The sequence below is a fragment of the Paraburkholderia franconis genome, assembly GCF_009362735.1.
Taxonomy (GTDB): domain Bacteria; phylum Pseudomonadota; class Gammaproteobacteria; order Burkholderiales; family Burkholderiaceae; genus Paraburkholderia; species Paraburkholderia franconis.
Genome location: NZ_WHNP01000037.1, coordinates 46,131 through 70,931, shown reverse-complemented (window position 1 = coordinate 70,931; position 24,801 = coordinate 46,131). Strand labels below are relative to the sequence as shown.

General features: G+C 64.9%; 26 protein-coding genes. 9 read left to right on the top strand and 17 right to left on the bottom strand.

Annotated features, from left to right (window positions below):
• A partial coding sequence (locus GCT13_RS49625) for a hypothetical protein (RefSeq protein WP_227747087.1) occupies nucleotides 1-361 on the top strand: 361 nt, incomplete at its 5' end.
• A 4-nt stretch (nucleotides 362-365) separates the two neighbouring features.
• Here GCT13_RS49625 and GCT13_RS30540 read toward each other — a convergent pair.
• From GCT13_RS30540 to phnS, 8 genes are all read right to left on the bottom strand, one after another.
• Complete coding sequence (locus tag GCT13_RS30540) at nucleotides 366-926, bottom strand: phosphonate degradation HD-domain oxygenase (RefSeq protein ID WP_321574726.1); 561 nt, start codon at nucleotides 924-926, stop codon at nucleotides 366-368.
• A gap of 4 nt (nucleotides 927-930) precedes the next feature.
• Nucleotides 931-2,388: a phosphonoacetaldehyde dehydrogenase gene (gene phnY, locus GCT13_RS30535; protein ID WP_152764484.1), complete on the bottom strand. Its 1,458-nt coding sequence runs from the start codon at nucleotides 2,386-2,388 to the stop codon at nucleotides 931-933.
• Nucleotides 2,385-3,644, bottom strand: a complete 1,260-nt coding sequence (gene phnA / locus GCT13_RS30530; RefSeq protein WP_152764482.1) for a phosphonoacetate hydrolase — start codon at nucleotides 3,642-3,644, stop codon at nucleotides 2,385-2,387. The genes phnY and phnA overlap by 4 nt, the downstream gene beginning before the upstream one ends.
• 52 nt (nucleotides 3,645-3,696) lie before the next feature.
• Complete coding sequence (locus GCT13_RS30525; protein WP_152764480.1) at nucleotides 3,697-4,449, bottom strand: phosphonate utilization associated transcriptional regulator; 753 nt, start codon at nucleotides 4,447-4,449, stop codon at nucleotides 3,697-3,699.
• An 82-nt stretch (nucleotides 4,450-4,531) separates the two neighbouring features.
• Nucleotides 4,532-5,392, bottom strand: a complete 861-nt coding sequence (gene phnV, locus GCT13_RS30520; RefSeq protein WP_152764478.1) for a 2-aminoethylphosphonate ABC transport system, membrane component PhnV — start codon at nucleotides 5,390-5,392, stop codon at nucleotides 4,532-4,534.
• Nucleotides 5,392-6,309: a 2-aminoethylphosphonate ABC transporter permease subunit gene (locus GCT13_RS30515; protein WP_152764476.1), complete on the bottom strand. Its 918-nt coding sequence runs from the start codon at nucleotides 6,307-6,309 to the stop codon at nucleotides 5,392-5,394. The genes phnV and GCT13_RS30515 overlap by 1 nt, the downstream gene beginning before the upstream one ends.
• Nucleotides 6,287-7,390, bottom strand: a complete 1,104-nt coding sequence (gene phnT / locus GCT13_RS30510) for a 2-aminoethylphosphonate ABC transport system ATP-binding subunit PhnT (protein ID WP_321574724.1) — start codon at nucleotides 7,388-7,390, stop codon at nucleotides 6,287-6,289. Before phnT ends, GCT13_RS30515 begins: the two co-directional genes overlap by 23 nt.
• Before the next feature lie 130 nt (nucleotides 7,391-7,520).
• On the bottom strand, nucleotides 7,521-8,609 hold the full coding sequence (gene phnS, locus GCT13_RS30505; RefSeq protein WP_152764472.1) for a 2-aminoethylphosphonate ABC transporter substrate-binding protein: 1,089 nt from the start codon (nucleotides 8,607-8,609) through the stop codon (nucleotides 7,521-7,523).
• Between the two features lie 350 nt (nucleotides 8,610-8,959).
• Between phnS and GCT13_RS30500 the strand changes: the two genes are divergently transcribed.
• Complete coding sequence (locus GCT13_RS30500; RefSeq protein ID WP_321574727.1) at nucleotides 8,960-10,069, top strand: 2-aminoethylphosphonate--pyruvate transaminase; 1,110 nt, start codon at nucleotides 8,960-8,962, stop codon at nucleotides 10,067-10,069.
• A 15-nt stretch (nucleotides 10,070-10,084) separates the two neighbouring features.
• Here GCT13_RS30500 and GCT13_RS30495 read toward each other — a convergent pair whose 3' ends face one another.
• Nucleotides 10,085-10,840 carry a DeoR/GlpR family DNA-binding transcription regulator gene (locus GCT13_RS30495; protein ID WP_152764470.1) on the bottom strand — a complete coding sequence of 252 codons (756 nt, stop codon included), beginning with the start codon at nucleotides 10,838-10,840 and terminating at the stop codon, nucleotides 10,085-10,087.
• A gap of 292 nt (nucleotides 10,841-11,132) precedes the next feature.
• On the opposite strand from GCT13_RS30495, the gene GCT13_RS30490 reads away from it, so the two are divergent.
• The gene (locus GCT13_RS30490) at nucleotides 11,133-12,689 is read left to right on the top strand and encodes an ABC1 kinase family protein (RefSeq protein ID WP_152764468.1); all 1,557 of its coding nucleotides are present in this window, start codon (nucleotides 11,133-11,135) and stop codon (nucleotides 12,687-12,689) included.
• A 218-nt stretch (nucleotides 12,690-12,907) separates the two neighbouring features.
• Complete coding sequence (locus GCT13_RS30485; protein ID WP_152764466.1) at nucleotides 12,908-13,780, top strand: DMT family transporter; 873 nt, start codon at nucleotides 12,908-12,910, stop codon at nucleotides 13,778-13,780.
• A gap of 171 nt (nucleotides 13,781-13,951) precedes the next feature.
• On the opposite strand, the gene GCT13_RS30480 is transcribed toward GCT13_RS30485, so the two are convergent.
• Entirely contained in the window at nucleotides 13,952-14,869 is a 918-nt protein-coding gene (locus GCT13_RS30480; RefSeq protein ID WP_321574722.1) for a L,D-transpeptidase, read from the bottom strand.
• Nucleotides 14,870-15,320: 451 nt separating this feature from the next.
• Between GCT13_RS30480 and nadE the strand changes: the two genes are divergently transcribed.
• Nucleotides 15,321-16,157: an ammonia-dependent NAD(+) synthetase gene (gene nadE / locus GCT13_RS30475; protein WP_152764462.1), complete on the top strand. Its 837-nt coding sequence runs from the start codon at nucleotides 15,321-15,323 to the stop codon at nucleotides 16,155-16,157.
• 35 nt (nucleotides 16,158-16,192) lie between these two features.
• On the opposite strand, the gene GCT13_RS30470 is transcribed toward nadE, so the two are convergent.
• The 5 genes from GCT13_RS30470 to GCT13_RS30450 form a co-directional block, all read right to left on the bottom strand.
• On the bottom strand, nucleotides 16,193-16,474 hold the full coding sequence (locus GCT13_RS30470) for an RNA-binding protein (protein ID WP_152764460.1): 282 nt from the start codon (nucleotides 16,472-16,474) through the stop codon (nucleotides 16,193-16,195).
• A gap of 306 nt (nucleotides 16,475-16,780) precedes the next feature.
• On the bottom strand, nucleotides 16,781-17,140 hold the full coding sequence (locus GCT13_RS30465; protein ID WP_152764458.1) for a hypothetical protein: 360 nt from the start codon (nucleotides 17,138-17,140) through the stop codon (nucleotides 16,781-16,783).
• A gap of 84 nt (nucleotides 17,141-17,224) precedes the next feature.
• Nucleotides 17,225-17,833: a hypothetical protein gene (locus tag GCT13_RS30460; RefSeq protein WP_152764456.1), complete on the bottom strand. Its 609-nt coding sequence runs from the start codon at nucleotides 17,831-17,833 to the stop codon at nucleotides 17,225-17,227.
• Between the two features lie 226 nt (nucleotides 17,834-18,059).
• A complete protein-coding gene (locus GCT13_RS30455; RefSeq protein WP_152764454.1) occupies nucleotides 18,060-19,733 on the bottom strand; it encodes a S10 family peptidase in 1,674 nt (557 codons plus the stop codon).
• 104 nt (nucleotides 19,734-19,837) lie between these two features.
• Entirely contained in the window at nucleotides 19,838-21,400 is a 1,563-nt protein-coding gene (locus tag GCT13_RS30450) for a S53 family peptidase (protein WP_152764452.1), read from the bottom strand.
• Between the two features lie 308 nt (nucleotides 21,401-21,708).
• Between GCT13_RS30450 and GCT13_RS30445 the strand changes: the two genes are divergently transcribed.
• The gene (locus tag GCT13_RS30445) at nucleotides 21,709-22,221 is read left to right on the top strand and encodes a DUF1993 domain-containing protein (protein WP_152764451.1); all 513 of its coding nucleotides are present in this window, start codon (nucleotides 21,709-21,711) and stop codon (nucleotides 22,219-22,221) included.
• 157 nt (nucleotides 22,222-22,378) lie between these two features.
• Here the strand turns inward: GCT13_RS30445 and GCT13_RS30440 are convergent, their stop codons facing one another.
• Entirely contained in the window at nucleotides 22,379-22,699 is a 321-nt protein-coding gene (locus tag GCT13_RS30440) for a YnfA family protein (RefSeq protein ID WP_152764450.1), read from the bottom strand.
• A gap of 173 nt (nucleotides 22,700-22,872) precedes the next feature.
• On the opposite strand from GCT13_RS30440, the gene GCT13_RS30435 reads away from it, so the two are divergent.
• Nucleotides 22,873-23,046: a DUF1289 domain-containing protein gene (locus GCT13_RS30435; protein WP_152764449.1), complete on the top strand. Its 174-nt coding sequence runs from the start codon at nucleotides 22,873-22,875 to the stop codon at nucleotides 23,044-23,046.
• Nucleotides 23,047-23,073: 27 nt separating this feature from the next.
• On the opposite strand, the gene GCT13_RS30430 is transcribed toward GCT13_RS30435, so the two are convergent.
• Complete coding sequence (locus tag GCT13_RS30430) at nucleotides 23,074-23,703, bottom strand: LysE family translocator (protein WP_152764490.1); 630 nt, start codon at nucleotides 23,701-23,703, stop codon at nucleotides 23,074-23,076.
• Between the two features lie 133 nt (nucleotides 23,704-23,836).
• On the opposite strand from GCT13_RS30430, the gene GCT13_RS30425 reads away from it, so the two are divergent.
• Both GCT13_RS30425 and GCT13_RS30420 read left to right on the top strand, forming a co-directional pair.
• A complete protein-coding gene (locus GCT13_RS30425; protein ID WP_152764448.1) occupies nucleotides 23,837-24,301 on the top strand; it encodes an Lrp/AsnC family transcriptional regulator in 465 nt (154 codons plus the stop codon).
• 109 nt (nucleotides 24,302-24,410) lie between these two features.
• Entirely contained in the window at nucleotides 24,411-24,644 is a 234-nt protein-coding gene (locus GCT13_RS30420; protein WP_152764447.1) for a hypothetical protein, read from the top strand.
• Nucleotides 24,645-24,801: the final 157 nt, after the last annotated feature.

Genomic DNA, 24,801 nt, shown 5'->3' with positions numbered 1-24,801 from the left:
CCACCGCGCGCCGTCATCGAGCACCCACATCTGTCGGCTGTTAGTTTTTAAAGAACATCGCACGAGGCGCCTTGCCTTCGTTGCGTTGCTGCATCAGCAGCAGAGAAACGAGATTATGAAGAACCTTCCGGCATCCGTCAACAGGTTTTTTACTACCGAAGAACCTGCCGACCCCGCCGGAAAACCACATCACTACCGGCTCTCCCGCCTTTCCCGCTTCCCTCGCGCCGCGGTGTCCGCCGCGCGAAAGAGCGGAATTCTAGGCGCTTGCCACCACAGTTGCAAGCGGTTTTTCGACGTGCGTAAAGCGCATGACATGAACGCGATATCAGCGCCTCCGCGCAATCTCCGTTATCGATAAAAGATCAAACGACAGCATGCCTTTCCATCACACGCGATACGACATTCAGATAGTGATCGAGATCCGGCGTCGCGCAATTTGCTTCCTTCGCCAGATCGTCCCAGCGACGCAAACGCAACGCGTCCTCGGCATAAGGCTTCTCCAGGAACGCCTGCGCCTCGTCATCGTCGTAGATGCCGCCCTGCAGTTCGAGGCTCCGCACGGAATCCGCTGACAAGCGCCCAAAGTAAGTCGCGTCGATTGCGCACAGACAGCGCTTCGCATCGACATGCAGCCGGATCGGCTCGAGCACCGCTTCCGGCAGTACGGGCCGCAGAAACGGCAACGCGAAGTATTGGTGAAGATCGTCGATGCCGCGCGCCGTCGGCGTTTCACCCTGGCGGTTCAACAGATGTCCGAGGTCATGCAGGAACGCCGCAGCGACCAGTTCATCGGAGGCCCCCGCCGCTTCCGCGAGCGCGCCGCTTTGCAATGCATGTTCGAGCTGCGTCACCGGCTCGCCGCTGTATGCGAGCCGGCCATGCTCTTCGAACAACCCGCGAATGTCGTCCAGATTCAATGCCACAACATCACTCCCACGGAAGAGAAAAGGTCTTGAGGTTCGTGAAGCTCTTCATCGCTTCTTGCACGCCCTCCTTGTAGCCGAGGCCCGAATCCTTGATGCCACCGAACGGCGTCAGTTCGACGCGATACCCCGGCACTTCCCACACATTCACCGTACCCACGCGCAATTCGTTGATGAAGCGCGGAATCGCGTCCTGCCGGTTCGTGCACAAGCCGCACGACAAACCGAACGGCGTGCCGTTGCTGATGCGGATCGCGTCATCGAGCGTATCGAACGTGATGATCGGCGAGACGGGGCCGAACGTTTCCTCGCGAATCAGCGTCATCGACGGATCGACTCCATCGACGACCGTCGGCGAATACAGCGCGCCGTTGCGCTCATTGCCGACGAGCAGGCGCGCGCCCTGCGCAACCGCTTCGTTCACGCGCGATTCGAAGAGCCGCGCGGCCGCTTCGTCGATCACCGTGCCTATCTGGTTCGACCGATCGAACGGATCGCCGTATGTCCACTCGCGCGTCTTCTCGACGACCAGCTCCGTGAAGCGCGCAGCGATGCTCTTCTGCACGATCATCCGCTTGACGGCCGTGCATCGCTGACCGGAGTTCTTGTACGAGCCCTGCACCGCCAGCGCAGCGGCGCGCTCGACATCCGCATCTTCGAGGACGATCAGCGGATCGTTGCCGCCGAGTTCCAGCACGACGCGCCTATACCCCGCGCGCTCGGCGATATGCTTGCCGATCGCCACGCCGCCCGTGAACGTCACGAGTTCGGCGAGCGGATTCGTGACCAGTTCGTCAGCGATTTCGCGCGGGTCGCCCGTGAGCACCTGCAGCATCGGCGCGGGCAGTCCCGCCTCATACAACAGATCCGCGAGATAGAACGCCGACAGCGGCACCTTCTCCGAAGGCTTCAGAATCACGCGATTGTTCGTCGCGATGGCGGGTGCGATCTTGTGCGCGACCTGGTTCATCGGGTGATTGAACGGCGTGATCGCGACGATCACGCCCGCAAGCGGATCGCGCTGCGTGAACACGCGCCGCTTCTTGCCGTGCGGCGTCAGATCGCACGAGAAGCTCTGGCCGTCGTCGCGTAATGCTTCGATCGACGCGAACTTCAGCACATCCGCGACACGCCCAATTTCATACAACGTGTCCTGCTTCGACAGACCCGATTCGAGCGAAATCAGATCGGACGCTTCTTCAGTCCGCTCGCGCAGCAGCATGCCCGCGCGCTCGAGAATCTGCGAGCGCTCATAGCGCGTGAGCTTCGCGGAATAAGCGGCCGCGTAGTCGAACGCCGCGCGCACATCGTCGACGCTCGTCATCGGCACCGTGCCGACGCGCATGCCCGTGTACGGATCGAACACGTCGAGCGTGCGCGAGCGCGCCGCGCGCTCGCCCTTCAGACGCAGCGCTTCCGCGCGAAACGCGGGGTGATCGTTGGACGGGATCGTCACGTTCATGATGCCGCCAGATGGTTGAGCGCGAGATCGAACACGTCGAAATTACGCAGACGCTTGCCCGCGACGCGTGCCTCGCTGATGCGCCGATTGAAGAGCAGCGGCACTTCCTGCTCGGACAGTCCGCCGTGCGAACGCAGCGGCACTGTCAGCCCCGAGAGGTCGTGCTCGTCACGGCGCGTGCCGAGCGCCGTGTTCTTCCTGCTGATCACGACGATGTCGCCGACGCGGTCGTTCGGCAACTCGAAGCGCTCGCACGCCGTCTTGTTGTCGAGCACGGTTTCGATATCCTTCATGCCGCCCAGACGCTCGATCACCTGGCGCGCGTTCGCGTCGCGCGGCAGATAGATCGTCGCGAACGAACCGAGCGCGCCGTGATGCACGACGTACGGATCGGTGATGGGCAGAATGACGCGTGCCGCTCGCGCGCCGAGCCATTCGTCCATCAGGTCCTGCAGATAGATGACGTTCGGCTCGCCCGTCTGCGGATCGTGCTTCGCGTTCATGCCGTGGTCGGCCGTCAGTCCGATCACCCAGCCGAGCGCATCGAGTTGCGCCAGATAGCCGTCCATCATCGCGTAGAACGCATTCGCGCCTTCCGTGCCGGGCGCCCACTTGTGCTGGATGTAGTCGGTCGTCGACAGATACATCAGGTCGAGCTTGCGCGTCTGTGCAAGCCGCACGCCCGCGGCGAACACGAATTCCGACAGGCCCGCGCTGTACACATCGGGCAACGGCAGGCCGACCAGATCGAGCACTTCGCCGATGCCGTTTTCTTCGAGCGTCACCTTGTCGGCCTTCTCCGCCGAAAAGCAGATGCCCTTCATCTCGTTGCCGAGAAGCCGCCGCAGCTTGTCCTTCGCCGTGACGACGGCGACGCCCGCGCCCGCATCGGCGGCTGCGGCGAGCAGCGTCGGCGCGCGCAGATACGCGGGATCGTTCATCATCACTTCCGCGCCCTTGCCGTCGTTGGCCTGCGGGTCCCAGAAATAGTTGCCGCAGATGCCATGCACGGAAGGCGGCACGCCGCACACGATCGACAGGTTGTTCGGGTTCGTGAACGACGGAATCACGCAGTCGCCCCTGAACGCCGCGCCGTCGCGCCGCATCTTGCCGATATACGGCGCCACGCCCGCGTTCACGGCGGCTTCCAGATAGTCGTACTCACAGCCATCGACGCACACGACCACCGTCGGCGTCACCGGCAACCGGTAGCTGCGGCCATTCACTTCAACACTACGTTCGGACTGGATTGCCATCGTTCTCTTCCCTACGCGTCGCTGACGCGTGTGCTTCATCGGTTCCGCCGACTCAGGCGAGCAGCGCGCTCAAGCCGTCGTCCCGTTCATCGCGATCATCATGTTCGCCGCATCGATGCGGTCCGGCCGCTTCATGCGCGCGCTGCCTGCCGCCGTCGACGTGCGCGAGCATCAGCCGCGCGGCTTCGTCCGCATCGCGCGCGGCGAGCGCCGACAGAATCGCGCGATGCTCAGCCAGCGAACGCTCCATCGCGTCGCCGCGCACGCCGAGCGCCGCGCGCCTGAAAAGACTCAATTCGCCGACCAGCCTGCGATACGTCTCATACAGCTTGCCGTTGCCCGCCATCGCGACGATCGCGTCGTGAAACGCGACGTTCTCTCGCGCATATACATCGTGATCGCCGGCCTCGAGCGCGACATGCATCGCATCGACATGCGCCCGCAGCGCGGCCAGTTGCGCGGCGTCGATACGCTGCGCGAGCATCCGGCACGCCGCCTGTTCGAGCACCGCGCGCACCGCGTAAATCTCGTCGGCCTCCGCCAGCGACACCGTGCGCACGAACACGCCGCGATTCTTCTCGTTGCGCACGAGCCCGGCCTGCTCCAGCGCGCGAAACGCCTCGCGCACGGGCCCGCGCGACACCTGCAGACGCGCGGCCCAGTCGGCTTCGTTGAGCTTGTCGCCGGGCGCCAGCCTGCCGTCGACGATGTTGCGCTCGATCTCGTCGCGCACCAGCGCCGTCAGCGAATGCCGCCTGACCACCTCGATCCGATCATCCGACACAATTTCCATATTTTCGGTCATTTCGGCACTTTTTGCCAAATCACAATGCGAGGCATCTCGACACAGACACACCTCACGAAAAATCAGGAAACGTTGTTTGTTGTCAGTCCACGCGACGGCGCGGCACGCGCGCGGCGATCAGCAGCAGCGCAGCCAGCGATGCGAGCAGCAGCACCAGCGACAGCGCGGAAGCCGGCAGGTAATAGCCGCGTTCGACCTGGCCGACAACGACGATCGGCACCGTCGCAAAACCCGGCGGATAAACGGTCAGCGTCGCGCCCAGCTCGCCGAGCGACAGCGCGAAGCCGAGCGCAAGCGACGCGCGGATCGCGGGCACCAGCTGCGGCAGCACGACACGGCGCAGCACCATCGACGGCGGCGCACCGAGGCTCGCGGCCGCTTCGCGCAGGATCGTCAGCTCCGGCCGCAACGCCGCCGCCGCGCAGCGATAACAGAACGGCAGCACCAGCGCCAGTTGCACGAACACGACGATGGCGGCCGAGCTCGACAGATCGAGTGGCTTCTTGTGATACGCGATCAGCACGGCGAGGCCGAGCACGACGCTCGGCACGCCGTTGGGCACCATCGCGATCGTATCGACGAGCGCGCCAAGGCCGCGCCGGTCGCGTCCTTCGAGTGCGAGCGCGAGCCACAGCCCTAGCACGGTGCCGAGAATCGCGACGCCGAAGCCGATCTGCAGACTGGTCACGAGCGCATCGAAATCGCTGCCGCCGAGGCGCTCGAACCAGCGCATGCTGAAGCCGTCCGGCAGGATCGTGCCCGACCAGTGCGCGGCGACGCTCGACAGCGCGACGACGATCACGGGCAGCACGAAGAGCCAGAAGCACAGCAACGCGGCGAACGCCATGAAGAGACCGCCGGCGATGCGCGTGACGAGCCTGTGTTGAACGGGCCGCGCGCGATGATGCACGGCAGGCAGCACGGTTTGATCGACGTCGGACATTACTTCGCTCCTCCCACCTTGCGCCTGTTGATCTGGCGGTACAGCGCATACAACGACAGCGACATCGCCAGCATCACGACAGCGCCCGCGGCAGCCGTCGGCAGATCGAGATCGACGGTCGCCGAGCTGTAGATCGCCACGGGCAGCGTGATCAGATGCGCGCTGCCGAGCACGAGCAGAATGCCGAACTCGTTCAACGTCAGCAGGAAGCACAGGATCGTGCCCGCCGCGATGCCGGGCCACGCGAGCGGCACGATCACGCGAAACGCGACCATCCAGCCGTTCGCGCCGAGGCTGCGCGCCGCTTCGATCAGGCGCATGTCGAGCATCGCGAACGACGCGAGCGTCGGACGCACGACGAACGGCGCGTAGAACACGACTTCCGCGAGAATCACGCCGCCGATGCCGAACAGGAAATCGAGCGGCGGCGCTTCCAGATGAAAGAGCCGCTGCAGCCCGATGCTGACGGAGCCTTGCGAGCCGTACAGAAAGATCAGCGTGAACGCGACGAGAAACGACGGGAACGCCACGAACAGCTCGAGAAAACGCGTGACGAGCCGCGCGCCCGGAAACGGCTTGAAGAACAGCAGCGACGCGAGCGCGACACCGAGAACGGAAGCAAGACCCGCGCTCGCGAACAGGATCCACAGCGTCGTGCCGATCACGCCGCTCGTCTCCGGATTCCGGAAGAACGCCGAGTACGCGTGAAAGCTCAGCCCATGCGCGCCCGTCAGGCTCAGCATCACGAGACGCACGAGCGGATAGATCACGAGCGGGCCGAGCACGAACACGGCGAGAAACAGCAAATGCCATTGCGACATGCGCTCGCGCCGGCGCTTCGCCGCCGCATGCGACGCGGCCGTTGCGGCGCGCGCGTCGCGGTCGGCGAGCGCGTCAGGGCTTGATAAGGACGACATCGTCTGCCTCGTAACGCAAGGAAATCCGCGCGCCCTTTTCGGGCATCACACCGCTGCCGCGCTGCATCGACACGAGCACGGGTTCGCCCGGCATCGCATCGAGCGCGACCTGCACGGACAACACCGAGCCATACCATTCGACGGATGCAATCGTGCCGTGCAACTGCCCTTCGCCGAGCGGCACGATGCGCATCGCCTCGGGACGCAGGCACGCGACGCGCTCGCGCTCCGCATGGCGCGCGTCGCCGAGCGCAAACGCGACGTTCGGCGGCAGCAGATTGGCCGCGCCCAGATAGCGCGCGACGAACGCATTGCCCGGCTTGTCGTACAGCTCCTGCGGCGTGCCGAGCTGCGCGATCTGGCCGTCGCGCATCAGCAGCGTGCGATCGGACAACACGAGCGCGTCGTCCTGATCGTGCGTCACACAGACGATCGTCAGATTCGGCAGGCGCTCATGCAGCGCCTTCAGTTCGGAACGCACCGACGCGCGCAGATTGGCGTCGAGCGCGGACAGCGGCTCGTCGAGCAGCAGCACGTCCGGCTCGATCACGAGCGCGCGCGCGAGCGCCACGCGCTGTTGCATGCCGCCCGACAGTTGCGCGGGCATCACGTGGCCGGCATCGCCGAGCTGCACGAGCTTCAGCGAATCGGCGACACGCCGCGCGATTTCCTTCGTCGAAATGCGGCGCGCGCGCAGGCCGAACGCGACGTTCTCGAATACGGACAGATGCGGAAACAGCGCATAGCTCTGGAACAGCAGGCCCAGATTGCGCTTGTGCGGCGGCACGTGCGTGAGGTCGCGGCCCGCGACCGTCAGCGTGCCGGCGAGGCCATCGGCCTCGATGAAACCGGCGATGAAGCGCAGCAACGTCGTCTTGCCACAGCCGCTGCGGCCGAGCACGGTCAACAGTTCGCCGCGCTCGATCGTCAGCGACAGATCGTCCAGCACCGTGCGCGAACCGAAGCGCACCGTCAGATGCTCGATCCGCACGCCGCCGGGCTCGCCTGTGCGAGCGACGCCTTCCGCTCGCGGAGTGGCGTCCAGCGCGCCTGAACCAGCAAGGGTTGTTGCAGTGTTCACCGGGTCCATCCTCCTGCGTTGGTGGCCTTGAATTGCAGCACCGGATGCATCAGGCGCATCGGGTACATCAAATGCCTTGCGCGCAGCGCGACCATTGTCACGCCGCGCGTCCTTCCATCAGACGCGGTGATTATTTCGGCTTGACGACTTCGAGCTGCTTGCCCGAGTTGCCGATCACGTCGTTCTTCCAGCGAGCCGTCCACTCGGCCTTCTTCGACATCACATGATTCCAGTCGACGGGAATCAGCTTCACGCCCGCGATCGCCTGCTTGACGGCCGTGCCGTTCTTGCCGGCGAGCGGCACGTCGGTGCGGCCCGGAATGCCGAAGATGTCGGGCACCTTCGCCTGCACTTCCGTCGACATCAGATAGTCGATCAGCTTCTTGCCTTGCGCCTGGTTCGGGCCGTTCTTGATCAGGCCGATCGCGTACGGCAGCTGGAACGTGGTCGGCTGGCCGCCCGCCTCGGCTGCGAGGAAGATCGGCTTGAGCGACAGGCCGCCGTTCGCCGCGTCGTCGAGATCCATCTGCAGGTCGCCGTTGGCAACGGCGATTTCGTTACGCGAGAGCAGCACGTCCAGATAGCCCGTGCCCTTCGTGTGGAACTTGGCGCTCTGCTCCAGCTTCTTCAGATAGTCGAACGCCTTGTCTTCGCCCATCAGCGACGTCGTCAGGATGATGACGGCCATGCCGTCGCCCGCCGTCGCCGGGTTCGAGTACGCGACCTTGCCGCTGTAGTCGGGATGCAGCAGATCGGCGAACGTCTTCGGCTGGTTCTTCACGACTTCCGGATTGATCGCGAACGAGAAGTAGTTGTTGACGAACGTGGCCCACGCCCCGTCGGACGCCTTCGCGATCGCGGGCACGTTCTTGTAGTTCACGCTCTCGTAGTTCTGCAACAGGCCCGATTGCGCCGCCTGCTGGATGAACGGTGGCAGCGTGACGAGCACGTCCGCCTTCGGCGCGTCCTTTTCGACGGTCGCGCGGTTCACGACTTCGCCGCTGCCTGCCGTCACGATGTTGACCTTCACGCCTTCCTGCTTCTCGAACGCGGGCAGCACGTCCTTATAGAGGTTTTCGAGGCCATCGGCCGTGTACAGCACGACCGCGCCCGCCGCGTGCGCGGACATCGCGCCGCCGAACGCCGCTGCCGCGACGAGTGCGGGCAGCAGCTTGCGCGCAATGCGGCCCGTCGAGCGAAGGTGATCCGTCTTTTTCATGTCGTTCTCTCCGAAAGGCAAAAAAACCTGTGATAACCCGATAGTGGTGGTGTCCGTGCGGCGCTCCGGAAGGAGGCATCCGCCTGACCTCGCGGCCGAAGCCGTGCAAATTGCAGATTGCTGACAACTTTTTTTGCGGCGTTTGCGTCAAGACATTCCTTCGACGATTACTCGTACCGGACCGCCTTGTCTGAACGGGCACAGCAAGAATCGTCTCTTTTTGTGACATCGACGTGAAGAGTCTGCAGATTTCCACAAATTGACACAATCAGCCAATAATATGCAAAGCAACACGCGCCGGACAACGTGCGATTCACCCGCATTTCACTGATTTTGAAGGAGGCTGTGTGATTCCTGGAAACGACCCTATCCTGCTGACGCCGGGACCGTTGACGACCTCGCCTGCAACGCGCGAAGCGATGTTGCGCGACTGGGGTTCGTGGGACGCCGCGTTCAACGGCATCACGCGGAGCGTCTGCAACGATCTTGTCGAGATCGTACACGGAGCAAATGAGTACGTCTGCGTGCCGCTCCAGGGCAGCGGCACGTTCTCCGTCGAGGCCGCGCTGGGCACGCTGGTGCCGCGCGACGGCCGCGTGCTGGTGCCGAACAACGGCGCGTATTGCGCGCGCATCATCAAGGTGTTGCAGCGCCTCGGCATTGCGTGGGTGGAGCTGCCGCTGCGCGAGGACGAGCCGGCCAGCGCCCGCGCCATCGAAGACGCGTTCAACCGCGATCCGCGCATCACGCATGTCGCGCAAGTGCATCTGGAGACGAGCGCGGGCCTGCTCAATCCGCTCGACGAGATCGCAGCCGTGTGCAAGCACCACGGCAAGAGCCTGATCGTCGACGCGATGAGTTCGTTCGGCGCGCTGCCCATCGATCTGCGCAACGGCGGCATCGACGCGCTGGTGTCGGCGAGCGGCAAGTGTCTGGAAGGCGTGCCGGGGATGGGCTTCGTGATCGTGCGGCGCAGCGTGCTGGAGGCATGCGAAGGCCGCTCGCCGTCGCTCGCGCTCGACCTGTACGATCAGTACGCATACATGCAAAAGACCACACAATGGCGCTTTACGCCACCGACGCACGTGGTCGCCGCGCTGCGCACCGCGCTCGACCAGTTCATCGCGGAAGGCGGCCAGCCGGCGCGCGGCGCGCGCTACGCGCGCAACTGCGCGGCACTCGTCGACGGCATGAAGGCGCTCGGCTTCGACACGTTCCTCCCGGCCGACGTGCAGGCGCCCGTGATCGTCACGTTCCATGCGCCGCGCGATCCGAAGTGGCGTTTTGCGGAGTTTTATGCAGCCGTGAGGGAAGCGGGCTACATCCTGTACCCGGGCAAGCTCACGGAGGTGGAGACGTTCCGGGTCGGCTGCATCGGCTCGATTGACACGAACGAGATTCACAACGCCGTCGCCGCCATCGGCCGAACGCTGGCGCAGCTCGATCTCAGCGTGAAATGAAGCGACGCGCGGCACTCACGCGATCAGGAGTTCCGGACCGCGTGCAGTGATCGCCTTCGCGAGCGCGCGATCCGGCGCGAGTTCCGTTACGACGTAACGCGCCTTCTCCAGCCCCTCGATGCGCACGGGCGTCACGCGGCCGAACTTCGAATTGTCGGCGACCACGATCACCATGTTGCCGGCGGCGATCATCCGGCTGCGCACCTCGGCCGCCATGCGCGAGTAGTCGGACAGCTGCGCGTCCGGCGTGATGCCGCCCGCGCCGATCAGCGCGAAGTCCGCGTGATAGTGCGACAGCTGGTGAATCGTATCGAGGCCGAATGCGGCGTCTTCGTTGTCCGACAGCTCGCCGCCGAGCAGCGTCACGCGATTGTCGTTGCGGCGTCCGAGCAAAAGCGCGATGCGCCAGTCGTTCGTGTAGACGGCCAGCCGGTGGCGGTCCATCAGCGCGCGCGCGACGGCGTGTGTCGTGCTGCCGGAATCGATGATGACCGACGCGCCGTCGGGCACCAGTTGCGCCGCGCGCTCGCCGATCGCGCGCTTCGCGCTCGCGTTAGCGGCCTCGCGCGTGTCGAGATCGGGCTCGCGCCGGTCGCTCGACAGCGCGCCGCCATGCGTCGTGACGATCAGGCCGCGCTCGGCGAGCGCGTTCAGATCGCGGCGGATCGTTTCGCGCGATACGTTCAGCTCGCGAACCAGCTCGGCGACCGACAGTGCACCCGTCTTGGTGACTTGAGCCAGAATGTATTGGTGACGTTGTTCTGCCAGCATTGGTTGGTGGCCGCCGCGAGGCGGCGAGCATGGGTTCAGGGATGGGATCGGCCCGCCGGATTGTCGCGGGTATTGTATTACGCATGGGAATCCGACGCGGACGGAATGTAACGAAAGGCTTGCAGGCGGAGCAGCGCCTGTCGGCTGATCGTATGCCGACGCTGGCCATATGCCGATGCCCGCCGCATCCGGCGCGCGGCAATCGCCGTGCGGGTGTTCCCGGCGGCGCATCCCTGCTAATCTGAGCGGTCTTTTCACGCATCGCCGATGCGTCCTGCCGAACGATCCGCCGATGCCTCCCCTGTTTCGCCGACTACGACTGCTGTTCCACACGCTGCGCTACGGCGCGCGTCTCGTCTGGCTCGCCGCGCCCGAACATCACAAGCTGCACTGGTTCGTCACGCTCGCATCGCGTGTGCACGCGTCACCGGGCGCGCGGGCCGGCGTGCATCGCGCGCTGCCCAATCTCGGCCCGCTCGCGAGCGCTTTCGCCGAAGCGCTCGCGCGCCGCCCGGAACTCGCGACGGGCACGCTGCACGACGCGATCGACGCCGTCGGCCACCTCGAAACGCCATTGCCGCCGAACGAAGTCGAACAGGCGATTGCCGCGGCACTCGGCCGTCCCGTATCGACGCTCTTCGCGTCGATCGACCTGACACCCGCGCGCAACGGCTTTGCCGAGCAGACGCATGTCGGACGCCTCGCCGAGCCGATCAACGGACATCGCGACATCGCGATCAAGCTCGTGCGCGCCAAGCAGATCCAGGAAATCGCCGATGAAGCCGCGTTGCTGCGCTGGGTCGCGCGCTGGATGGAGAAGCTGTCGAAGAACGCGCGGCGTCTGCGGCTGCGCGACATGGCGGACGCCTTCACGCAGGACGTTCTGCGGCGCTTCGATCTGCGCGCCGAGGCCGCGAACCTGAGCCAGACCGCGCATCACTTCGCAGACGACCGGCGCCTTGCGATTCCCGTCGTGATCTGGGAGCTCTGCACCGACCGCACGCTCGCGATGCAGCATGTCGAGTCGCTGCCCGCGCTGGATCTCGCGGGTCTGTCGGCGCGCGGTGTGAAGCTGGTGCCGCTTGCCGAGCACATCATCGAAGTCGTCACCGAACAGGCGTTCGAGCACGGCTTCTTCCACGCGACGCTCGATGCGCGCCGCGTGCGCGTGAGCATCGAGCCGGACACGCTCGGCCGTATCGTGCTCGCGGACTTCGCGGTGATGTCGAGCCTGTCGACGCACGAGCGCGAGTTCTTCGTGCAAGGCGCGACGGCCCTCTTCGACCAGGATTACGGACGGCTCGCGCATCTGCATCACGAAGCCGGGCACGTGTCGAGCGACACGCGCCCCGAGAAGCTCGAAGCCGAGCTGCGCACGCGCGCCGAAGCGCACTTCGCGCCGCAATCGAACGAGCGCTCGGCGGGCGCGTTGTTCCATCATCTGCTGTTCGCCGTGCGTCCGTTCGGCGGCGACGTGCCGCCGCGCCTCGCCGCCGCGCAACGCACGTTCGAGCAGGCCGAGATGCTCGCGAACGCGCTGCATCCGGGCGTCGATTCGTGGAAGATCGCGCGCTCGGTGCTGGCGACGCTCGCGCGCCGCGAGTTCGACCATCGCGGCTGGGTCAGACACATCGCGCAGGAACTGCCGCATCTCGCGCATCTGGTGCCGCGCATTCCGCAACTCGCCGTGCGTTATCTGCAACATCAGCACGAAGCGGCGAACGCGAGGCAACAGGCGCAGCTTGTCAGCGACGTGCTGACCGAATATCGCAGAACGCGTGTGCTGCTATGGGCATGCACGATTTGCGGCGGGATGCTCGGCGCGGTGGCGGTGCTGCTCACGTATTGAGCGGCGCGAACTGATTGGCGCTGATTGGCGCATAGGCCGCACGCGCGCGACGGTTCGTATGGTTCGCACGGTTCGCACGGTTCGCGCGGTTCGCGCGGTTCGCACGGTTCGCACGGTTCGCACGGTTCGCGACGGTTCGCGCCAATGCAGCCTGGAACAAGACGGCTCACCGCTCCTGCACCGATACTGCGGGCTTCGTCCGCTTCCCATGCTTTCCGATGCTGGCTTTCCTCAATGCAGTCGTGTTCGTCGTCCTGTGGTCGACGGGCTTCGTGGTCGCCCGCGCGATCAAGCCTTACGCCGATCCGAATCTCTTCCTGCTCGCGCGCTTCGGCGGCACCGCGCTGCTGTTCATGGCAGCCGCGCTGCTGGCGCGCGTCGAATGGCCGACGGGCCGCGCGCTCGGCAAGCACCTGATCGCAGGCGCGCTGCTGCAAGGCGTCTATCTGGGCGCAGGCTACTGGGCCGTCGCGCAAGGCATGAGCGCGGGCATCATGGCACTGCTCGGCGCATTGCAGCCGCTTCTGACAGCCGCCGTCGCCGCGCCGCTGTTCGGCGAGCGTCTGTCCGCGCGCGGCTGGACCGGGATGCTGCTCGGCCTCGCAGGCGTCGCGCTCGTGCTGGAGCCGAAGCTGGCGACCACGGACTTGAGCGTCGCGCAGGGCGATGCGCCTCAGTGGCTGGTCGTCGCCGTGTCGATACTCGCCGTTTGCGCGATCACGGCGGGCACGCTGATCCAGAAGACGTCGCTATCGAAAGCCGATATCCGCAGTGCAAGCGCCGTGCAGAACTTCGGCGCGGCCATCGTCGTGCTCGTGTTCGCGCTGGCGCTCGGCGAGCACAAATGGATTCCGTCGCCGACGCTGTGGGTGTCGCTGGCGTGGGGCATCGTGATGCTGTCGGGCGTGAGCGTCACGCTGCTCGTCTGGATGGTCCGGCGCGGCGACGCGTCGCGCGCGACGGCGCTGCTCTTTCTCGCGCCGCCACTCGCGGCCGTCGAAGGCTACGTCGGGTTCGGCGAAACGCTGACTGTTGTGCAAGTGGCGGGCTTTGTCGTCGCGCTGATCGGCGTGTTGCTCGCGCGGTCGTGAATAGGCTGCCGCGAACGCGCGGTTGTGATTGCGTGGTTGTGATTGCGTGGCTTTGGTTGCGTGGTCGTGATCGCGTGGTCGTGATCGCGCGGTCTTGATCGCGTGGTCGTGATTGCTCGGCCGTAATTGCGCAAAGGCGGCCGCGATGCACCGCCGAGGGGCCGCCCGGCGTCAATCGGCCGTATCGGCGTTAGGCGGCACCTTTGCGCGGACCTTCCTGCTCGGCGGCGGCGACCAGACGGGCCGCGCCTTGCGCTGCGAATCGACGACGACGATGTAGCGTCCCGCCCACGGCGTCGCGACGCGATCCGAATGCAGCACCCACAGCGACCGGCCTTCGTCGACGAGCGCCTCGTATTCACGATCGAGAATGCCGTAGTGATCGAGAAACACGTTCAGCGACGCCGGCATCCGCACGCAGCCTTTCGAGTGCCGGATGCCGAGAATCGGTTCGAGCTTGTCGGGATCGGTCGCGTGCATCTGAAAGCGCATCTGCGAGATGCCGCCCTTGCCCCAGCCGCGCTCGGCCTGCGCCCAGCCCAGGTCGAAGATGCGCATGTCGTGCGTGCCGTAGCCACGGATGCCGTTCTCGTTCATCGTGCCTTCCGCGCGGAAATCCATGTTGTCCGGCGTGTGCTCGAACACGCCGAGCGGCGTGATGAAGTGATCGTACTGGCCCGGCCGTCCCGTCGCGACGGGCGATGCACCGATCATCTGCCACGTGTCGGCGGGTATCGCACGAAAGTAGATGAAGAGCGCCTGCACGTTCTCGTTGCGATCGACGAGCACCACATACTCGCCCGACAGATTCCCAAGCTCGTTCTCCTCGAGCGCCTGTTGCACGCGATCGCCATACGCGCGCTGCTCGGCGACGGGCACCTTCAGACGGCGCGTCACGTCACGCGCGAACGCATTGCGCATCAACAGCGCGCGGCGCGGGTCCGCGCCACCTGCGGCATCGCGCGCCGCGACGGCCGACGCATCGACGGCGGGATTCGCCGGATCTTGCAGCGCATCGGCAGCATGAGCGGCATGGAGACTTGCGACGAACGCCGGCACGGCCACAGCCGACGCAGAGAAAAAGCTCAACGCGAATCGCGCCGCGACGAGGCGCGCACGCCGCCGCGTTCCCGCGATCTTCCCGCTTCGCCTCGCCCCGTCGACATTGCGCTCTTCATCGTTTTGTGAATCCGCCCTCTCTCGTGCAGGCGGACAAACTGCCATGTTCTCTTTTTTGCTGTTCATTGTGATCGAACATCACTGCTTGTTGCCCAACCCGCACAGCCGCTTGTGGCGTGCCGCCGGGCGTTTCTGGATTCGGCGGCGACACGCCCGGATCCCGCCTGCTGCAAAATGACAAACGTATAACGCAGTGCCTTGCGATGATTGACGGCCATGCATCATCGATTTAAAGCCTTAATCGTCGAGATTTGATCATGGTTATTCGACATTAAACCAGACAACGCATGATGGCGCACCCAATCAGGCGCATTCATGCAATCATCGACGCTCATGTGAGCGCGCTTTTCAGGGGGCTTCGATGGACCAGCACGAACGCGCCGCGCGTCAGCGGCGGATCGCAGCGGAACTGCACGTTGCCGGCACGTTCGATGCCGCGCACGAGGTCGAGCAGCGCGTCGCGTTTCTCGCCGACTACCTTCGCGCAAGCGGACTGTCGACCTATGTGCTCGGCATCAGCGGCGGCGTCGATTCATTGACGGCGGGTCGCCTTGCGCAACTCGCGGTGGAGCGGCTGCGCAGCACGCGGTACGAAGCGCGCTTCGTCGCGATGCGTTTGCCTCACGGCGTCCAGCACGACGAGACGGATGCGCAGCAATCGCTCGCGTTCATCCGCGCCGACGAAACGCTGACCGTCGACATCCGCCCCGCCGCCGACGCGATGCTCGATTCGCTGCTTGCGAGCGGCTTGCGCTTTGACGATGATTCGCAACGGGACTTCGTGCACGGCAACATCAAGGCGCGCGAGCGGATGATCGCGCAGTACGCGGCAGCGAGCGCGCGGCACGGCATCGTGATCGGCACGGATCACGCGGCGGAATCGGTGATGGGTTTCTTTACGAAGTTCGGCGACGGCGGCGCCGACGTGCTGCCGCTCGCGGGCCTGAACAAGCGGCGCGTGCGCGCGCTCGCTGCTGCGCTCGGCGCCAGCGACGCACTCGCGCACAAGGTGCCGACGGCCGACCTCGAGATGTTGCGACCTCAACGTCCGGACGAGGACGCATACGGCATCCGCTACGACGACATCGACGATTTCCTCGAAGGCAAGCCCATCAGCGAAGCGGTATTCGAAACCGTCATGCGCTTCTACGAGAGCACCCACCACAAGCGCGCGCTGCCTTATACGCCGTTCGGCTGAGTGCGCGTTTCGTTTCGCGGAGCCGCGTGCGGACGCTATTCGCGACGCGGCGGCGTCGGCGGCGTCTCGTTGGCACCGAACGGCACGGCGCTGACCTGCAGCGGAACGCCGCCCAGGAGCTTGCCGTTGAACTGCTGCGCGATGATATCGGCGACATACGGTTCGTCGGCATCGACGTCCACGTTCGCATAGGCGTTCGGCGTGCCCTGCTCGAACACTTCGATCTCTTTTGCATAATGGCCGAGCTCGCGGCCGAGAAAATCGCGCACTTCCTGCTCGGAGCAGGACTCGGGAATGTTCCACACGATGATCTTCATACGCGCGACGCCCTCCGTTGATGATGGTCACGCAGCCCCAGCGATTCATGGTTTTGCTGTCGACCAGAGTTGGCGCTTTAGCTGTCGGCTGGAGTTAGTGCTTTAGCACTTACTCCAGCCCCATGCAGAGCACCTACTCTGCTCCCACGCAGAGCGGTCGACCAGAGTTAGTGCTTTAGCACTTGCTCCAGCCCCATGCAGAGCACTTGCTCTGGTCCAATGCAAGGCTGTCGACCTCGACTTGCAGTCTCCCAGCGTAGCCATATTCGCACCACGCAGCAAACGACTCTCGGGCCGCCGGCGAATTCAATCAGCGTCTTCGACGTTCGCCGCACTCACCCACCACGCCATCTTGCCTCGCGGCACGTGCACGAGCACGGCTGTCGGATCGGCGACGCCGTCATCGGTGATCTCGCACACGTCGAGCCCGTCAGGCAGACGCTTCACGGTGCCCGCTTCCTGAAAGAGCGCGAGACGCCGCGCTGTAAGGGGCCGCAGCTGGCTGTACACGTCGTAGCTGATCGCGCCGGGCGTATCGCCGCGAATCTGCAATACGTCGTCCTTGCCGCACGGCGACGGCGTCACGGCGAACGCGGCGTGGCTGGCGGCAAGACAGCCGAGCGTGGCCACGACGGCCACGACAGTTGCGCGAATGAGTTGCTTCATGTCGATTCTCCAGAAAGAGACGGTTCGCCGGTGTTCCGGCCGCCGGGAAGGCGGGCTCGCGTCCAGCCGCCGATGCAGCGAGCCTCAGGAGCCATCGTTGCCGCTGAGCGCGACGCCTCGATCGTCGCCGCAAGGCGCGCTGCCGAAGCCCGCATAGTGAGCGGACCAGTTGCCCGCGATGGCGGCCTGCGCGTTGCTCAGCGACATGCGCCCTTCGCAGACGCAGCGCTTGAGCTTCGCGGTCAGCAGCTCCTTGCGGCGCTCCCCGCGATGCCCGCCCCACGGCAGAAGATCAAGATTGTCCGGCGCATCCGGCGAGCCGCCGAGCACGACGGGCACGCGACGGTCCAGCGCATAGCGCGTGCCGTGGTCGGGATCGATGCCACGCTCGGAGAGCAGCCGGTCCTTGTGCGCCATCAGGTCGTCGAACGGCGGCGACACGGTGTCAGCGTAGCCCGGCCTGCAGATCGTTTCGGCGATGGTCTCTTGTGTGACGCGCTCGTCGAGCATCGACGCGTCGTGTGCAAACGCGATCGGCACATGCAGATGCAAGCCCGCCACCATCGCGGCAAGCATGAGGCAGCGCATGCGCATCGTTTGCGCGACAACGGCAGCATGCGTAGCGCGACGCGCGGGTGATTCGATTCGACTCGTGTGCGCCTCGTCGAGCGCGTTCGCCTTCGCTGCAGTCATTAATCAGCGCGCGTCGTCACGACGCGGAAGAGTTAATTCGGCAGACAATTAAAACACATCCGAGGCGGATGACGTAAATACATACGCCTTGAATCGCTTTGGCTTTTCAATGCCGGGAGCGTCAAAGACATCGCGGGCATCGCGAATCATGCCGCGATGCCCTTGCCGTTGCGCGCCGAACGCGGCGCCGGCGCAGTCGCGCCAACGCCACGACGCCAAGAGGCCACTAGTGCGTGCCTGGCGTCCTCGCTGCCGTTCGCGCCTGCAGTGCGCGTACGCGTCCGAGCGCCTCCGTGTTGCTCACCGTCGATTCGTACATCGTCGCGAGATCGGCCTTGAGCGCGGTGCGCGAGCCGCCGTCGAGATACACCATATGCCCCGACGGATAGAAGCGCGCCGACAGGTTGTCCCGCACCTGCTGGCTGAGAAGCGGCATCTGCTGCAAATCGATCACCGTCTGATAGAACGGCGTGACGAAATCGTAGAAGCCGTTCGCCGACAGTACCTTCAGGTCCACGTTGAGCGCCATCACGGCCGCGAGATCGCCCGCCGTGTACAGGATGATGTTGCCCTTGCTGTCGACGCCCTTCTGCTCGCCCGTCGGATCGAAATGGCTGAAGTCCCAGTACTTGAACGCCTGGTCGTTCAGATCCGTGAACGCCGAGTTCGACGTGAACTTCAGCTGCTCGTTCAGATAGACGTTCCACATCGTCGTGTAGACGCCCGTGACGGCCGTCATGGTCGGATCGTTGCCGCCCGAGTTCGGGTCGATCTTGCCCGCGATGCCCGTTTCGATCGCCGTCACGCGACCGTCATAAGCGCCGAGCGCAAGCCCTTGCGACTTGAGCAGCGTGGTCAGGAACAGCGAATTGCCGCGGCTGTCGTAGCCGGCGATGTCGAGGCTCCACGCGAGCAGCGTCGTCTTGTCGATGCCCGTGTACTCGCTCAGCTTTTCGACCACTGCGTTGTCGGTTGTCGGGAACTTGCGCAGCGCGTTCAGATAGTCGGTCCGCGCGAACTGCGCCACTTCTTCGACGAACTGGCCGAGGTCCGTCGGCCGTGGCGCAATGCCGAGCTTCTTGTGATACCACGCGTCCGCAGCGGCCGTGGGCAGCGCGCCGATCGGGTTGCCTGCCTGCGTGTAGTCGAGAATCGACGATTGCAGCGTGACGCCGTTCAGATCGACGCCGTCCTCGTGCAGCTTGTACGCGAGCACGCAGCTGCGCGCCGTGCCGTACGACTCGCCGAACAGGAATTTCGGTGAATTCCAGCGGTTGTTCTTTGTCAGGAAGCGTTTGATGAACTGCTTGATCGAATCCGCGTCCTGGTCGACGCCCCAGAAGTCGCGGTTCTTGCGCGGCGTGACGGCAGCCGAGTAGCCCGTGCCCACCGGGTTGATGAACACCAGGTCGCTCTTGTCGAGCAGGCTGTCCGGGTTGTCTTCCATCTGATACGGCGCGGGCGGCGTGAAACCCGGCATCGACGTCTTGATGCGGCGCGGCGCGAACGACCCGAGCAGCACGAACACCGACGACGATCCCGGCCCGCCGTTGTAGAAGAAAGTGAGGGGCCGCGTTTCTTCCTTCTGGTCGTCCTGTGTGAACGCGACGTAGAACATCTTCGCGCTCGGCTGCGAACTGGACGGATCGACCGTCACCAGATGGCCCGCCGTTGCCGTGTAGCTGATCTTCTTGCCGCCGATCGTGACCGCGTGCTTCGTGATCGCGGCGCCCTCGCTGGTGTCGGTGACCGAGTCGTCGGGCCCGTTGCCGTAGGCGACGGGATCGAAGAACGGCTGGTCGCCGGTGGCGTGCGGCACGCTCGCAGCCGTCGACCCATGCGCGGCCTGAGAGTTGTGAGGCGAATGCAAACTGCCGGAAGCTGATTCGGTATTCGTCATGATCGCTCCATCGAATGCGTACACATGTTGCCTGGTCTTGTCTTGCGATGCGTTCATCGCCGCCCGAAGCATGGCGCCCGACATACGAGCGCCCGCTGATCAGACTATAAAGCCGCCGCCACCTTCACACCATTGGGACTACCCAATCCCGTGCAGGCATCCCACCCCGTGGTTGCCGCATAACTGCCGTTGTTGCCCTGCGTGATGTCGTTGCAGGCGCCCGCCGCCTTGTACAGCTTCGGATTGACGAAGCCGACGGGCGTGCCCTTCGCGCCGTTGATGCGCGCGATCAGCGCCGCCCACAGCGGTGCGACGGCGCTCGTGCCGCCGACCACCGTGTTGTTGCCGTCGACGAGCACGTCGTAGCCGGTGAGCGGCGACGCATCGCCCGCGACATCCGGCACGCCGCGCCCCGTCAGCGCCGTCTTTCCGCCCTGCGTGCCCTTCGTGGACAAACCTTCCTGCCAGGCGGGGACAGGGAACGCGCCGCTCACGCCGCCGCCCGTCGAGCCGCCGTCCGCGCCATCGTTCCAGACCACTTCATGCGTGACCTTTTGCCCGGAGCCTTGCACGCTCGTGCCGCCGCACGCGAGCACATAGGGGCTCGACGCGGGGAAGTCGACGTGATCGCTGCCGTCGCCCGCGCCGTCCGTCGAGCCGCTGTCGCCCGACGCCGCGCACACCGTCACGCCAATCGCCGCCGCCGACTGGAGCACATCGTTGAAGGCCGTCATCGATTGCGACGTCCACACGCTTTCCGGCGCGCCCCAACTGATCGAAATCACGGACGGCTTGTTCTTCGTGTCGTGCACCGCGCGGCTGACGGCGTCGATAAAGCCGGCGTCGCTGTTGGTCGTGAAGTACACGGCAATCGTAGCGGCGGGCGCGATTGCGCCGGCGATCTCGACGTCGAGCGTGACTTCGCCGTCCGGTCCGTTCGGGTCGCCCGTCGGATGGTTGCCGCCCTGGTCGACGCCGACGGCCAACACCTTCGGCGAGCCCACGCCGAGGCTCGAAAAATAGCTTGTGAGATCGGCGGTGCGATAGCCGCCGCCCAGTTCGATGATGCCGATGCACTGGCCGCTGCCGTCGCCTTGCGGGAACTGATACATCGACGCGAGCTGCAGCGGCGTAAACGACGCCGCCTGGCGCGCCTTCGCCGGCACGAAAGGCGGACGGATGCGGAAATGCGGCCTTGCCTGTGGACGGTTGTCGAGGCCGAGCACGGCCGTCACGACGCCATGCAGGTCGTCGGGCACGCTGATCGCGCCCGTGCGGCCGCGAAACCGGCCCATCGAATGATGCTCGTAGTGCTGCAGCTTGACGTCGAACGCGGCCTGGAACTGCGCGATCGTGGCGCTCAACACGACCGTGCGCGCCGATGCGTCCTCGCGCACGACGGCCAGCCCATGCTGCGACGCGAAGGCCTTGAGCTTCGCGACATCTTCAGCGGCTGCGCCAAACCGCTGCTCGAGTTCGTCGCGCGACAACGGCTTTGCGTCCGGCGCGCCCGCCTCGATCTTCTTCATCAACTGCGTGAACTGCTGTTCGTCCTTGCGGCGCAGCACGACGACGACCTGAATCGTTTCCGACGGGTCGCACTGTGCGACGACCTTCGAACCGGCTGCGACCTGGCGTTCGCTGCCGGGCAATGGATGCTTCGTCATGGTTTCGATTCTCCCAGTGCATGGCGGGGCCACGGGTTAGACACACGACTGGCGCATGACGGGCACATGCGGACGGGCGCGCTGCAACCCGTCGCGCCGCGAACACGCCGTCGTCATGAGACAGAAAACCAACCGTCCGACCAATTGATTCGAACACAGTTCCTGCACGCTCGACACCTGGCCGAACGGCTAGCTTTGTCGCGCATCGGAATCGCGGTACGCTGCTCCAGCAGCAATCGCGCTGTTGCGTTACGCTATGCGACCGCGTGCCGGAGGGCGCGCGAGAACTTCGAATTCGAGGACCACCCATGACCATCTCGATGTATCAGGCATCCATTTCCGTGCTGATTCGCGGCCTCACGAACCTGCAGGCGATTCTCGGCAAGGGCCAGGCGCACGCGGCGGAAAAACAGATCGATCCGTCCGTGCTCACGGGCGCGCGGCTCTTCCCGGACATGCTCCCGCTGGCCCGTCAGGTGCACATCGCGACGGACACCGCGAAGGGTTGCGCGGCGCGTCTCGCGGGCGTCGAAGCGCCGAAGTACGAAGACGTGGAGTTCGCGTTCGACGAACTGCACGCCCGCATTCAGAAAACGATCGATTATCTGAAGGAGTTCAACGCCGCGCAGATCGACGGTTCGGAAACGCGCGAAGTGACGCTGAAAATGCGCAGCGGCCCGGTCGAGTTCACCGGCATGTCTTATCTGCTCGGCTTCGCAATGCCGAATTTCTACTTCCATATCACGACCGCATACGACATCCTGCGTCACAACGGTGTGGAACTCGGCAAGCTCGATTACCTCGGCAAGCTGAACAGCTAACGCAGATCAGTACCACTGTCGGAAGCGCGAACTGGCTCGCCGCCCGTTCGCGCTCACAGGCATGAAGAGGCCGCGAACAGCGGCATTGAATGGGCCGTCAAGTCGGGACGTGAAGCGAGCCGAAAAACGGGACCCCGGACAGCCCTCAAAAGTGACATCAAACCCGCGGCTGGAAGGCGATGATCCCCATGCCCGCCAGCGTGAGCGCCGCGCCCGCAAGATCCCACGCGCTCGGGCGCACGCGATCGACGCCCCAGAGCCAGAGGATCGCGACGGCCACATACACGCCGCCATATGCAGCGTAGACGCGGCCGGCCGCCGTGCCATGAAACGTCAGCAGCCACGCGAACAGCGCGAGGCTCAACGCGCCCGGCACCAGCAGCCACGCAGGGCCGCCGTCCTTGAGCCAGCGCCAGGGCAGATAGCAGCCGACGATCTCGGCGATCGCGGTCACGACGTACAGCAACAGGGTCTTCATCGGCAAGTGTGGGAGTAATCGGTCGATACGCACGCGGCGTGCGCAAGAGCGTCGGCGAGGACTTCGGCCTCGCCGTCTATCGCTCTTATTAACACAATCACTTTGCCCGTGCCCGGAGCATCGTGCGACAGTCATCGCTCCCCCGCCCTTTCAACGATCACGAGCAAGCCAGCATGAGTGTCAAATCGCCCTGTATCGACGTCTGCAAGTTCGACAGCAAGACCGGCTATTGTCTCGGCTGTCTGCGCACCCGCGAAGAATGCAAGGGATGGAAGAAGATGAAGGACAAGCATCGCCGCAAGGTCATCGACCAGAAGTCGGAGCGCGCGGCGATGATTCGCAAGTAGGCGGGAAGCGCGCGGCGCGGCGGCCCCTCAGTCGAGCGACAGCCGCACCGCGAAGCCGATCAGCGCCGCAGAAAATGTCCAGCGCTGCAACGTCTGCGCAAGCGGATGCGAGCGCACCCAGCCGGAGATGCGCGCCGCGCCGACAGCATAGGCGGCATCGAAGCACGCGCCGATCAGGACCAGCACGACACCCAGTTCGATCACCTGCCATGCGACGTGCCCAGCCTCCGGACGCACGAATTGCGGCAGCAGCACCGAGCAGAACAGAAGCGCCTTCGGATTCAGCAGGTTCGTCAGCAGCCCCTTGACGAACGCCGATCGCAGCGGACGGCTTCCACCAGGCTGCGCGCCATCCGTCGGCATCGCGAACATGGGCGAGCGGAAAATCTGCACGGCTACCCACGCGAGATAGATCGCGCCGCCATAGCGCACGACTTCGTACAGCCACGGCGCGTTGCGCAACAGCGCGGCGACGCCGCACGCGGACAGCGTCACGTGCGTCGCGCGTGAAATGCCGAGTCCGGCGGCGGCCGCGAAACCGTTGCGCGCGCCGCGGCCGATGCTCGTCTGAAGCACGAGCGCCATGTCCGGACCGGGCAGCGCGAAGACCACGACGAGCGCGGCCACATACATGATCAGAAGATGAGCGGAAACCATGACGACCTCGCGTGTTGAGGCGTTCATGATGCCTTCGCCCTGCTAGCGAATGCTGGCGATTTTCGGTCTGACAGCGCACAGCATTAGTGGAATGCCCTAAAATTTCTCTACATTAAATGGAATTCCACCCAGCATGAACGACCTCGACAAAACAGACCTCGCGATCCTCGCGGCCTTGCAATCGGATGGCCGGATGTCGAATGCGAAGCTCGCCGAAACGGTCGGGCTCAGCGAAACGCCGTGCGCGCGGCGGCTCAAGCGGCTCGAAAGCGATGGCACTATCGAGCGCTATCGCGCGGTGCTGTCGCGCGCGGCGCTGGGGCTCGGCGTCGTCTCCTTCGTGTATGTGCGCTTCGCCGTGCACGACCGCGCGACGGCGACGCGTTTCGAGCGCGAGATACTCGCGATCCCGCGCATCCTTTCGTGTCACAACGTGTCGGGCAGCGCGGACTATATCCTGCAGGTGGTCGCGCGCGACCTCGACGACTACGGCACGTTCATGCGCGACCAGTTGCGCAGTCTGCCGGGCGTGACGTCGGTGGAATCGTCGCTGTCGTTGCGCGAAGTGAAGGCCAATGGCGGCTTGCCGCTTCTCTGACGACGTATCGCAAGACGCGGTCAAGGCGAACTGCCCGGCGACGCGTCGCGAACTCATGGCATAGTGGGCGCCTCGCCATTGCGGCACAAATGAATCACGGAGCATGAGCATGGATCACGAAGCGGCGCGAGCCGAAGAAGCCCGCGCGATGGAGCGCGTCCTGAACGCGACGAAGCAGGTGCAAACCGCGTTTGCCACGCTCCAATCGCAGTTCCCTCCGGCCGGCAGCGGCCGTCCGTCGCAGATGGCGCTTCAGACGTTCGACGCGGCGCTACAGGAACTCGAAGATGCGCAAGCCGAGTTCGATACGCTGCTGAACGATCTGCTTGACGGCAACCGTTAAGCGGACTACGCGCCGGAGGTTGATAGCGTTCGGCGCCACTCGCGAGTGAGGCGCGTGACGGTCGTCGATACTCGCCGCGTCGAACGCAGAACTCAGAAGCGACTGACAGTTAGTTGCGCGCAATCATCATCACAATGAATAGCCTCAGATTCAACAA